This window comes from Acinetobacter sp. WCHAc060033, from assembly GCF_004209125.1.
In the GTDB taxonomy this organism is placed as follows: domain Bacteria; phylum Pseudomonadota; class Gammaproteobacteria; order Pseudomonadales; family Moraxellaceae; genus Acinetobacter; species Acinetobacter wuhouensis.
This window is the reverse complement of record NZ_SGSW01000073.1, coordinates 1-12,320: the sequence shown is the minus strand read 5'-3', so window position 1 is coordinate 12,320 and position 12,320 is coordinate 1. Positions and strand designations below refer to the sequence as shown.

At 36.0% G+C, this 12,320-nt stretch carries 7 protein-coding genes and 1 pseudogene; all 8 read right to left on the bottom strand.

Annotation, left to right across the window (positions count from 1 at the left end):
* Window positions 1-50 precede the first annotated feature (50 nt).
* On the bottom strand, window positions 51-236 hold the full coding sequence (locus tag EXE10_RS19280) for a hypothetical protein (RefSeq protein ID WP_000755725.1): 186 nt from the start codon (window positions 234-236) through the stop codon (window positions 51-53).
* 630 nt (window positions 237-866) lie between these two features.
* Window positions 867-2,522: an HNH endonuclease signature motif containing protein gene (locus EXE10_RS19275; protein WP_031974807.1), complete on the bottom strand. Its 1,656-nt coding sequence runs from the start codon at window positions 2,520-2,522 to the stop codon at window positions 867-869.
* A 1,157-nt stretch (window positions 2,523-3,679) separates the two neighbouring features.
* The gene (locus tag EXE10_RS19270; RefSeq protein ID WP_031974806.1) at window positions 3,680-7,240 is read right to left on the bottom strand and encodes a hypothetical protein; all 3,561 of its coding nucleotides are present in this window, start codon (window positions 7,238-7,240) and stop codon (window positions 3,680-3,682) included.
* A gap of 11 nt (window positions 7,241-7,251) precedes the next feature.
* Window positions 7,252-9,636, bottom strand: coding sequence for a hypothetical protein (locus EXE10_RS19265; RefSeq protein WP_130114451.1), 2,385 nt, complete (start codon window positions 9,634-9,636; stop codon window positions 7,252-7,254).
* Window positions 9,637-9,640: 4 nt separating this feature from the next.
* Entirely contained in the window at window positions 9,641-10,093 is a 453-nt protein-coding gene (locus tag EXE10_RS19260) for a hypothetical protein (RefSeq protein ID WP_031974804.1), read from the bottom strand.
* Window positions 10,094-10,414: 321 nt separating this feature from the next.
* Window positions 10,415-11,413 (bottom strand): ParB/RepB/Spo0J family partition protein, encoded by a 999-nt coding sequence (locus tag EXE10_RS19255; protein WP_001085468.1) that lies wholly within the window; start codon window positions 11,411-11,413, stop codon window positions 10,415-10,417.
* Window positions 11,413-12,030, bottom strand: coding sequence for an AAA family ATPase (locus EXE10_RS19250; protein WP_000158575.1), 618 nt, complete (start codon window positions 12,028-12,030; stop codon window positions 11,413-11,415). Before EXE10_RS19250 ends, EXE10_RS19255 begins: the two co-directional genes overlap by 1 nt.
* An 82-nt stretch (window positions 12,031-12,112) precedes the next feature.
* Window positions 12,113-12,320 (bottom strand): annotated as a pseudogene (locus EXE10_RS19245) (hypothetical protein); the annotation flags it as partial.

The following is a 12,320-nucleotide window of genomic DNA, read 5'->3' as shown; positions in this document are numbered from 1 at the left end:
AAAATCTTCTTCCGTCAGATAATAATGTAGTGCATCATCAAAAAACATTTTTATCGTACACGGTACATTTCAACGAGTGTATTTCTGGCTTGTTCAAATGTCTTAGAACCCGTCACATAGTCATTAATTGCTTGTAAGCCTTTATTATCTACAACCAAATTATCTACGGCAAATGAAGCTTTTACGATTTTAAAGGCTTCAGTACGGCTATTTCTCATACCAATAACTTTTTTCATAAAATTCTCGCTTCAAATGGATCATGCAGACTCTAAGGATATAACATTTTCATTGAGAAAAAAGAAGTTCCTATGAAGTTTTCACAATTATCTTAATAATTCACCTTGAATATAAAAATCCAAATTCTGTCTTTTTGATTATTTTCTATGTCATGTTATGTCATTGCTACTACGACTTATTTGCCACATAAATTGGGTGAAAAGTAAATGGAATTACTATGTTAACTAGAGTGGAACTCATTTTTGTGGTGCTGATGGTGTCAGGCTTAATCTTGATTGCTTATGAAATGCTAAAAGGTTTATTCTAGGGCATCTACACATGATTTTTGATCAAAAAAATACCCATAGAGGGAATCTATGGGCAAAACTAAGGATCTTGACGATCATTCAGAAACTACAGCTAGCTTCTAACTATGATTCTGCATTAGACTTCTTGCGTTAGTCAAATTTTAAGCAGCCAAAAGCTATATTTTATGAGGCTTTAGCCAATTCAAAAATTAGATAAAACTATACTTTCGCAAGAGGTCTACTGAATTAAAAAAACCACATTGGCAAAATAGATCAAAAGTTAAATCATGTGATTTATCATTAATTAACACACTTGAGAACACAAAAACATAGCCCTGCTGATTAATACAATAACTCACCAAACAAATCCGCTCTGATCTCTTCTAAGCTGAGATCTGATTTCATTCTATTACAGATTGGATGAACCAGCAGACCATTCTCTAGCACCCCTTGCCCACCAACGGCTTTGGCAATTTTATGATCCGATTCAGTAGAATCAAGATAGATTAATCCATCACAAATGAGGCAAAAGTTATGATTACCCACCAGAAAATTGTGCTTAAGTAAACTTTTGGTTAATGCTGAAAAGGATTTGGGCTTTGAGCGCGAGATTGGACTAATCGACTCCACATATCCCACCACATGCTTCACGACCGTATCATCATAATTCCCCAAAAATCTTTCAACATAAAACTCATTAAAGTTTATGTATTTGAAGGCCTTAGACATGGACAGAATAAATGTATTCAGGCATTCCTCATCATCAAAATCAACCTCCATTTCCAAACTTAAGCAAATAAAGGCTTTATAGACAATTTGTAGCCGATCATAGCCCTTGATACCACTGCCGAACTTGCCGACCGTTTCGGTGGTCGCCACGGGGAAATTGGCGATCAAGAACTCAATACTACGGCGTACCCGGGTGAAGTCCTTGAAACTAATCGTTCGATGATGAATCTGCATGCGACTTTCATGAATTTCAAACACAATTGAAAACCATGCTAGAAAGGAAGTAATTTGAAAACGCTGGTCCTTATAAAAATATAAGAACGGATGTAAGCCCAAACTCGGAACCCCAGTATTTTTTACAGGAGTGGCCATTCTGCAAAGGGCCGTAAACAGATGTGACATGATCTTTTCAACGCGTTCACCCTGATTCAGGCTCATGATATTATGAATCCGATCACCCGCGATGATATTCATGAGCTCATTGACCAAGCCAATTTTTTTGCCATGACTCATTTCAGTATCTAATAAGATGGTAGAGAAAAGCAGCTGATGGATCCTCTCCCCCAACTCGATGAGCGCATTTAAACGTGTATATTGAAGCTCTTCTAAATTGGATTTATTGTCATTGATATAACAACAAGCATAGATCGCATAATATGCATCACTTCCCCGACTTCTTAGATGATATTCCTCATATTTATCCAGGCGTTTAGTATCTGAGTTAATCGATTGGAATACGCGTCGTGCATCTTCTGGAGTACCAAGCACTTGCCGGAAACTGATTTTAATATCGTCTAATTTAGATTTTTGTTCTGCAAATTTAGGATCAATACAAATTTTTTGGAAGTCAGCCAGATCCCCTAAATGATTTCGCAGGTCACGAATATCTTCTTTTTGTTGATCGCTAAAATTAGGCGCTTGAGTGGCTTGTTCATCTGCAAAATATCTCTTGACCCACGCATAAATACTCGAAAGACGATGCGCCCCATCGATAATATAGATGTTGCCGTGTATATCTTTCCAATACAAGATACACAAATTGATATTTTGATCTTCTGTGCAATTCCCAATAAAGTTTGCAATTTCCCGCACACTCCAACATTCAGTAGAACGCTGGTTATCCGCTTTAAATAAACATTTGATGATGGCATGCTTTTCAAAATCAGTCAGTGCAACTTCAAAATTGTCTCGTTGCATTGATGGTGACATTTCTTCTGGCAACATGACTTTACGCTGAATGATATTCGTCAGTAATCGAGTTTGGCCCATTTTTTGTTTTCTCCAGGCAGCACTTCTCTATATTCGCTCAAATACGAAATTTGAAAGTGCATATCGTTCAATTTGGTTAAAGCGATGAATTAAATGACCGTCAATATCCGGTCAGCGCTAACAAAAGAAACGTAAGAGAAATGGGGATTTGAGATAATGAAATCTTCATGCTGAGTACCTGTAGTTTAGATTTTACTATCTACAACCATCTTTTTCCACGAGATGGAGGTAGACCAAACAGGGGTGGAAATACCGCACTACAGAAGACGGCCAGTCATCGACTGCCCTGCCTGGCCTACCATAATGGCAAGCTAAGCATAATAAGCACAAAAAAACCGCTTAAAGCAGTTTTAATGCTTCTGTAGTAATTTTCAGGTTTCCACGCCTGATTACAGATTTTACTGTAATGTAATTATCATATTTGTATCTTTTTCTTTGGTCAAACCAAATTAGACTTTTTTTAATCATTAATTCTATGAAAGGACCTCAATAAATTAAAATATTGAGCATTATTAAAACAAAAAATCAAATTCGCGGATTCCCAGGCCTTTGCTTGGCAAATCAGATTTTGACAAAGCAAAGGCCTGGGCCCCTTTTGAACCACTTATTAAGCTTAGGCTATTTTTAGAATATTTATGATTAGCAGTTTTAACTAAAGGCTAGAATAAGGAATTTTCATTTATGAGCATTAACTCATCAAAACAGATTAATTCAACTTAAATACAGTTTCTATCTTCAGCAATGTATAAAATTGATTAAAAATTATCAACATAATATGAAAAAACGTACTTTTTATTTGGTTAAAAAACCAAAAAAATCAACCCAAAATAGAGGGTTACATTATTTAAAACTGATTCTCCAATTAATTTAAAACAACACTCAATTTCATATTAAATCGCTTTTAATTTATTATTTTATTAACAACAAAAGGTATTATTTATATCAATAATATTTCAATTAATTTTAACGTAGCGTGATTATTGTCTTGCGTCTCAACAATGCTGTTTTTTAGGCTAAAAAACACTCAAAAAGCCTAAAACCCGGGGTTGGATTTTCACCCTTAATTACCCAGTTTTTGAGCGATAAAAACTCACTTTTCTGCAAAAATATGCTAAAAAAAACTAAGCTGTAAAATCAACAAAAATATCCATCTGATTTCAATGTGTTTTTTTTGATGAATTTCCGTTGATATCGTCAACCTCTGATAGAACCTCTAGGCACTCTTTCATCTTGTAAAAGACGCTTTGCAACAGCATCTTTTGAATAAAATTATTATCTTTTTTATTCCATATTTTATATTTTTTTATTTTCACCTCGCCCTTTTTTACATTATTAAATTCACCCGTATTATATTCATCCCATTCAAAATTATCTGAATATTTTAAAAAATTATCTGAATCTTTTGAATAAATTTTATTAATAAAATCTAAGAATCTTTGATAGTCAATCAAGTCATTTTCAGATGATGCCTTAAAATTCAAAATAGGACGATCTTTTTCAAGTGAAATTTTATTTTCTAAACAATAAAAAAAATGTTTAAGATCATTCTGGGTTACATTTTTATTTAAGTTAAAAGGTTTCTCAATCTCATAGTGATTAGACCATGTCACCATTTTCTTCCAAGTAAAACCGATAAGATCCTCATGATTAGCATCATTTTTGACGTGACTTGTATAGAGAGAAAACGGCTGGCTGATCGATTGAATGAATTTCAATACTTCAGGATCGATCGTTGCTTTTTCTTTTTTTTCCCGCCACTTCCGGTATTCGTCTAGAAACGTTTCACGGTATAAAAATACGTCCTGTTGTTGAGGCTGCTTCTGCTTTTTCTTGCTCTTTAATGCAGCAGTTTGAGAATTATTTTCTGTGTGTGAATGAATCTTCTTCATCAATTTTAAAATATCTGTTTCATTCGACTGAAATTTAACCTTGAAATCGCGATGCATCAACTGACTATCGCCTAATAATGCCTTGATCAATTGAGGTGAATATTCACGGTTTGCTTGATAAAACATGTCAGCAATCAGGATATTCAGATGATGCAGATAATGTCTTGCAGTGATCCGAATGTCTTCATGCCCCATCAGATGCGCAAGTCGAGACCAGGCTTGGGCACTACGCGATGAAGCATCCTTCATATTGGGTAAAATGTGCTTTTTAAGCTTACGCCCAAACTCGGAATCATAGTCAGTAAAACAACGTACCAGTGCTATGCTGCCTTTTAAAAGGATAGCCAAATGTGAAGCGGTACTATGCCTGAAAGCGTGAAAGGTATATTGATGATCGTTTGTCCCTAATACAGTATTAAACAGCAACTGGGTAATTTTTGATAAATTTGTACTGGATAAAGGTTGTTCACCCAGCATAAAGAGCTGTTTGATTTTTCTATTGCAGACTGCTGCAGTCGCTTTAGAGCCAGGTAACTGGTTTTGATAAAAGCGACAAAATCCTGTGAACTCGTCCGGTGCTAAAAAATAAGCTAAATCAAACTGACGCGTGGCATTATCACTTTTCAGATCACGCTCAGAATTTAGACGAATCCTAAGGGTGAGATCATCAATATCACCCATTGTTTTTCTCATTTTATGGTGAGATCGATCGTCTTTCTGCTGATCTAAAGCGGATTCAAACACATAATAGAGCTGTCGATTGTCAGGATGTTTTCGTAACTGCGGAGATACAAAATCATCGATACAGATCCCGGCAGCTTCATCAATACGCAAGCCCAGTCTAAATGCCAATGTATAGACCCATTCTAGACAGGTTGCATCCTGCTCAGTCAGACCCAAAGCTTCTGGGTATTCTCTAAGAATCCGTATCATCAATTGAAACATCTGCGGACTAATGAGTCTGGTTTTTAAAAATAAACCGTCACTTTGACGTTCATATAAATATTGCACAATCGGTGCACGATGATTCTTGACTAAGTATTGGTGAAAGGCTTTCAGCCGATCAAAGGCATAACCCGAGGTATTGTATTTTTTATTGTTGTTGGTTTGTGCGGTCGTTTTATGATTTTTCTGATCATTCAGCAGTTTTTCTTCAACAATCGTGCGATACATTTCCTCAAACTGCTCTTCAGTGGCTGTATCTAGATTGATCTGCTGTTCTAGAACATAACAAAGTAGGTCAAGCACAAAACTACTATAGTAACGCTTGATTGTTGAGACTTTAATCGCTGCTTTCCCATGATAAGCAAATTCGTTTTCTAACCACTGACACACGCGTAAATGTGCAATAGCCACTACATAATCTAGGTACTCGCCATTTCCAGCCTCATACGCAGATTTATAGTCCTCAGATTTTTGGATGCTTTCTTGGAGTTGATCCGCAAGCTGTTTGGGTTTGATATCCTGATGAAAAGATAAAAGCCAGGATTTCAGCTCATGACGTTGACCGGTTCGTCGATCATGAAATGTTTTGACTGTAACTGTAGGCATCTCCAAGTCTAAGACTTGAGGCTTTTTTTCAAGATTTTTGATTCTAGCTTGAATAGTTTTCCAGCAATCGGGTTGATCATAGAGCTGTGTATACTGCTCATAGATTAAAGGCGAAGTGATGATCTGATTGTTCAGTACACTGGTACTTAAAACATCCAGATTAGGAATCTCTTGCCACAAGACATAATCCATATGCTTAAAAATGGCAAAACCGGTCTTTTCCAAGCCTTTTAAAAATAGCTTCACGTGATTAAGCTGTGTAAATGGCTGCTGATCCTCACGTGCTTTTCTAGAGTCCCCCTCCTCCGCCATATTCAGTACAATGTTTAAATGGATTTTAAGTTTTTCTAGCAGTAAGGCTTCAGGCTGATTCCCCGTTTCAATTTCACTCTGTTCTTTTTCCCAGCACAGCAATGGCGAAGTGCTTTGTAATTGATGCCCTTGCGATCTATTGATTAGCTCCTGAATCCGTCGATAACATAGCATCACAAAGGCATTGAAATAGATATGCTGAGTTTGCCATAACTCCGTCTCTTCTTCGCCATCCTGACGATAGATGTTGCCATACTTTGTCGAGGGCAACGTGTATGAAAAGACATAAGCTTTTTGAACCTTTTCGTCACCTGAATAGATCGGAAGCAAGCCACTATCCAGGTTCATATGAAAAATCGCATCATGAATGGCTATCAGTCGTTCAGGTTGCATGCATCCCTGATCAAAAATTAATGAAATACACAGACATTCAAACAAGGTATTCACTAATTTTTGTTGCTCTTTAGCCGTAGAGTATAAGAAGATACCTTGAGTTTGTTGTTTGAGATAATCCGCCCAATTCACATACAGTTTTTCTTTTACCTCGACGAGCATAGTACCCTGCTGTAACTTTCGTCCTGAAAAAACGTTGTCTAGACGTTTAGGTGTGTAGACTATCCAATCGGGCAACTTAATCTCATAGCTCTCGGCATAGGAAGGGTAATCCTTTTGCCACTGCTGGTTTTTCTCGTTACAAATCCGTTTCACTTGTTTAAAACAGAATTGAAGGTAATCTGCAGCATTGCCCTTAAATTTGGATATTTGGCAGAGCTGCTCTAAAACTGCTCTATAGAGAGTAAACTTGTCCAGAATTTGCTGATCAAGCCACTTAAAATCAATTTGAGCAAGGTCAGAATTTACATCTGTGTATGTAGCAGTGATCAGCTGAGAAATTTCCTTAAAAATGTCACCGATTTCTCTTTTAATGGCATTTTCTAATTGCGTAACAAGTGATGTATCAAGCACAAGATGGTCCTTTAAAGCACTTCAAGCTTTGCGATTTCTAGTTTGTTGAGCAAGCTTTTAACTTGTTGCTGAATGTCGTGTTTGTAGAGATAAGGGCTTAATCCAGAAATGTGACTGAATCCCATGCTCTGCTTATCATGGGTATATAGCGTATTGTGAATGTCACCACTCAGGGCGAGATGATTTTTAGTGAAATGCCTTGGCCAGTTTTTATAAATCTGTACAGTCTCTTTAAGGTAATTCGTGACAAAATCAGCAGACATGGGCTGTAACTCCAAATGCTCCACGACTTCAGCAAGATTCACCTGACCTTTTTGGGACTTGATCCGAGGATGTGAGATGACATAGAGCATAAAACCATCGTTTTCCAATTGCGCTTGCAAACTTTTTATCCCGAGTGATTCGATGGTTTTCGTCAGATATTTTCGATATGCATTGAAATGATCCTGCCAGTAGCCTGTAACAGGAACAGGACGTCCTACTTTTCGTGAATCAGTTTTTTTATCATGCACGTAAAGCAGTTGTGCCTTAGGATCATAATGTTTCAGTAACCCCGGCATGCCGACTATTGGACGCACCGTCAGGCAGATTAAGGAAAGATGCCACATCCAAATGCTGTAAGCATTCAGCTTCTCGATCAGATTCGCTTGAGTATTGGCTAATGTGTTTTTGACAAAATGATAAAGCTGATTAAAAAATTTACTCGCGGCCTCTACAGTCCAGCATCGCTGACTGCCGATACGTTCCTCACGATGAAAAATATGACCAGGGTGTTCATCCTCAATCCATGGTTCACCTTTTCTACGGTCTAATAGAACATTAATATAGCCTTGAAAATGCTGGTCGATTTGATCGATCTGACGCCCTTCATAGTTCCATTGCACGATATGACGGCTATCTCTGTTGGCCAGCAAGTGTGCGACCAGGTTATCATCCGTCTCCATATCCATATAAAAATAGATTTGCCGCTCTAACATACCACAGGTGATTTCGCCAATTGCATGCTCTTTAAAAATTTCCCGCAAAAAATTATTGTACTCAATCACACAAAATTCAGGTTCCTCTAAAGCCTCTAAACTGGTGATCCAGGGTGCTGGCATGCGCCATTCCAGGGTTAAGGCCCGATTATAACGCTGTGCTTTATCTTGCATGGCACCGGAATGATTGGCATTCAACTTAGGATCGATCACCCAATAATAATGGATGACTTTTTTGACTGATTTTTTTTTAATTCTACCAATATCAATCAAATACTTGATCTTTTGAAAGACCGTTGGACTCAGACCGGTCAAGAGACACATCAGACCACACACAGCTAAAGCCGATTGATATGCATCATTTCTCTTATTTTCTTGATAACACTTCTGCAATCGCTGATATACCTCAGTTAATAAACTGGGTTTCAGATAAAGCGGATTAGTTTTACAGGCTAAGTCACGTCGCTGAATTCTCTTAGCTTGCTTTTCGAGCTGTTTCTGTTTGTCATCAGAGAAACTCCCCTTCACCCGCTTGGCGATCTCATCCTGTTCAGGATCGACAAGATTGGCCTCTGTATCCTGTCCAGTATCCTCATTCTCTACATCCAACGATGATGTGCCTGAATCAGATTTATAGGTCATGCCCTTTTTAATATCGTTAATTAAAGCCTGAACATTAATTACTGTTGAATTTAATCTACTATTGGCAATCTCGTTGAAAACAATAATAAATTGTTGAATATAACGGCCAAGATTAAGCTGTTCAAAATCATTTTTTATTGTTTTACGCTCTAAAAGAATTTTTAACTCGTTGGCATCAAATTCATCCATAGCTTGGAGTTTGCGTGTAACTTTTTTATACAACAGTTTATTTTTCTCAGTATTCGATAACTGCTTTTGCAAAAGAAGTTTTAAATTATAAGATACTGTGTTGATTTTATTGTTGTTTTTACAATTATTTAGAATAACCTGTTTTTCATCCTTTTCATCCTTTTCATCCTTTTCATCCTTTTCATCCTTTTCATCCTTTTCATCCTTTTCATCCTTTTCATCCTTTTCATCCTTTTCATCCCTTGTAATCTGAGGCTCTAACAAGATGATTTCCTTCAGTATTTCACACAAGGCTGCAGTACAAAGATAGGAATAGATGAATACTGCTTTTTGTTGGTCGCTTAGTTCTCCTATAGATGCACTTTTAGCCCATTGCGTTAACCCTGCTAATAATTTCTGTTGTGTCACTATCCGATTATTTTTAATCACCACATGTATTTTGTGAGCAGCAGCATACAGTTCCTGTGCCTGCTGATCTTGCGCCAAGAGCTGAGTCAAAATTTGTTTTTTTACACTCAGGGGTTGATTGACCCATTCTTCCAATAGTTTAATTTGCTTGTCAGCTGACAATTCATCAGTTTGGCTCATAAAGCTACCATAATTTTTCAGGGTAAAAATTGATATTCAGGTTTCGTTCGAACTTGAGCTTCAAGTCTTTATTCAGGCCAAAGTATTTTTTATAAGTGTTTGCACTCAATTGAACACAACGCTGCGGATTTTTTCCCACCTTCATATACCGTGATAATGGCAAACCTAAGGTATCGGACAATTGAGTAAAAAAACATGTAAATAGAACAGCATGTACCTCTTTATGTTTGTGCTTTGGAACCTGTTCCAAATCTAAAGAAATTTTATGGATTAACCATTTTAGAATTTCAAATTCATCAACACCTTTATGGGATTTTTCACCCTTGTTAAGAATTCTTTTGATATAAGCATCCAGCTTGTTTTTAAGATTCAAGATAAAATGTCGAATAAAATCTGGTAAATCTAATATCAAAACTGCACTTAACTTGGTCAGGACTTCAAGTGATTTTTTTTGCATTTCCAATTTTTTTCTATCGTAACCATCTCAGCTGATACTGGCTGTATAAACTCAATACTGTTGAAATGGCTAATTTTTAAATTTACAACTTAGGCTCAACAGAATCTGTTAAGCCTAAAAAGGCAGATCATGAAGATAAAAATATTGTTGATTCTGATATGGATGAAATTTTAGATCCATCAGAAGATCAGTTACCGTTCTGGTAAGCATTTTTCCCTTTAACACTTTTTAATTCAATATGTATGATAAATAGCAGTACCCAATATTTAAAAAAATATTGGATACTCAATTATAAATTTCCACAGTGGAAATTTATAATTTTTATGGGTGGTCATCTAAACCGGCAAGAAATTCTTCTAACTTTTCAATCTTTTCTTGATTAAATTCAGCATTTAAACTGGTGCGAATATTTAGGACTGTTTTCCCATTGAGACTTTTCTCGATCTTAATCGAACCAAATTTAAGACCATTTTTATTTTTTAAGATCATTTTGTTTACTAGAGAGGCATTTTCGATGCTTTGATCTTGTTTTTTAGCTGTCTCTTGTACCGTTAGTGCTTTTTCTATTTGATAAATGAATTTTTTTGATGGACGATTTGTTTCTGTAAATTCATTTAGGTACTTTTTCCATATGGTTAACGTGGTATCTTCAACTAGTTGATGGTTAAACTTTAAAACCAGTTTATTTAATTCAGTTAACAATTGTTGTGCGGTTGCACCTGAAATCGCTTTGGGGTGGATTTTTAGATCTTCTTTTATATAGTTTGGCAGTTTATAAAAGCTCATTAATCTAAAGTATTTAGATTGATCTAATTGATATTTTTGAGTAATAAATTCTATATTTTGTATAGTATAACCAAACTCATCGCAGTGTTTTTGTATAGCATTGACTAATTCAAAATCACTAAGATTTGACCGATGTAAATTGTCAATCAATGAAATTAAAGCTGTCTTTTCTGTAGATTTATCATCTCGAATAATTGCACGAATAGTCTTATGTTTTAATACATCACGAACAGCTCGAAACCTTTTTTCTCCACCAACAAGCTCATATGTTTCTTCTTTTTTGATCACAACAATCGGATAAATTTGCCCATTCGTTTCAATACTTTTGGCAAGCTTTTCAACATCTTGTAAAACTTTGTCTGTAATAATGCGAGGTTGATGCTCTGAGAAGTCAATAAGCTCTATAGGTAGATCAACAATATTATTTTCAGTCGATGATACCAATGCAACTTTGCCTGTTCCTGCTGCATTAATAAATGCTTGTTCCATTTCAAAGGCATCATCAAAATCGACAATGAGTGGTTTTTTCGCCATTACAGGATCTCCACCAAAAATTCATTTAATTCATCTTTTGCTTTACTACTACCCATTTCTAATACTGATTTTCCTTCGATCATTGCATCGCGAAATTGTTTGCGATCACGCACAATGGTATTTAGTGTTTTCACAGACTTGACTTGTTGTAGCAACTCTAAAGCAGCATCAATTTCTGTAGATTTGGTATTGGTTGGTGCTTTATTTAAGACTACAAAAGTTTCTAATTTCTTATTTACTTGCTTAGCAGCATTTACCAATCTAAGCACAAATGGCAGCACTTCGATATCTGTTTGACTAGGTTGCGTTGGAATAATAAGAACATCTGCTATTAATAATGCTGAACGAAACTCAGCTGAATCACGTCCTGCAACATCCAATACAATATATTTATTATTATTTTTTAACTGTTGTAGTTCTTCTTTTAAATTATCTTTGAGCGAAATGGTTGTAATCGAGTCTTGTGTTCTACGTTTACTCCATTTTATAGAGGATTGTTGATCATCTCCATCTACAAGAATAGTCTGACCTTTTTTGCTCAGAGCAACAGCTAAATTGGTTGAGAGTGTGGTCTTTCCAACGCCACCTTTCTGATTGGCAATTACGTATATTGTCATGGATTAAATATATAAAAATTAAATTTATATTAGCATAATTTTAAAAATTAAAAAAATATTTTTAATTTTCCACAGTGGAAATTTAAAAAACTAAAAGCCTTTTTTTTCTTTTGTGTAGTCCCGGCATTTGATGGATCGGATCAATCTTAAAAAGTTCAGGTTCATCTATCCACTGTTTGCAGATGAATTCGTAGGGAGTCAGGCCCCTGAGTGTTTTGAGTCTGCGGTCGAAGTTGTATGTAGCAATAAAATCAGCAAGGTGAATGCATAGCTGAGTGTGATCGTCGTAA

Excerpts from the sequence above, each read along its gene's own strand:
- EXE10_RS19255 (WP_001085468.1), bottom strand. The coding sequence starts at position 11,413 with ATGGCGAAAAAACCACTCATTGTCGATTTTGATGATGCCTTTGAAATG.
- EXE10_RS19250 (WP_000158575.1), bottom strand. The coding sequence starts at position 12,030 with ATGACAATATACGTAATTGCCAATCAGAAAGGTGGCGTTGGAAAGACC.
- EXE10_RS19280 (WP_000755725.1), bottom strand. The coding sequence starts at position 236 with ATGAAAAAAGTTATTGGTATGAGAAATAGCCGTACTGAAGCCTTTAAA.
- EXE10_RS19275 (WP_031974807.1), bottom strand. The coding sequence starts at position 2,522 with ATGGGCCAAACTCGATTACTGACGAATATCATTCAGCGTAAAGTCATG.
- EXE10_RS19260 (WP_031974804.1), bottom strand. The coding sequence starts at position 10,093 with ATGCAAAAAAAATCACTTGAAGTCCTGACCAAGTTAAGTGCAGTTTTG.
- EXE10_RS19265 (WP_130114451.1), bottom strand. The coding sequence starts at position 9,636 with ATGAGCCAAACTGATGAATTGTCAGCTGACAAGCAAATTAAACTATTG.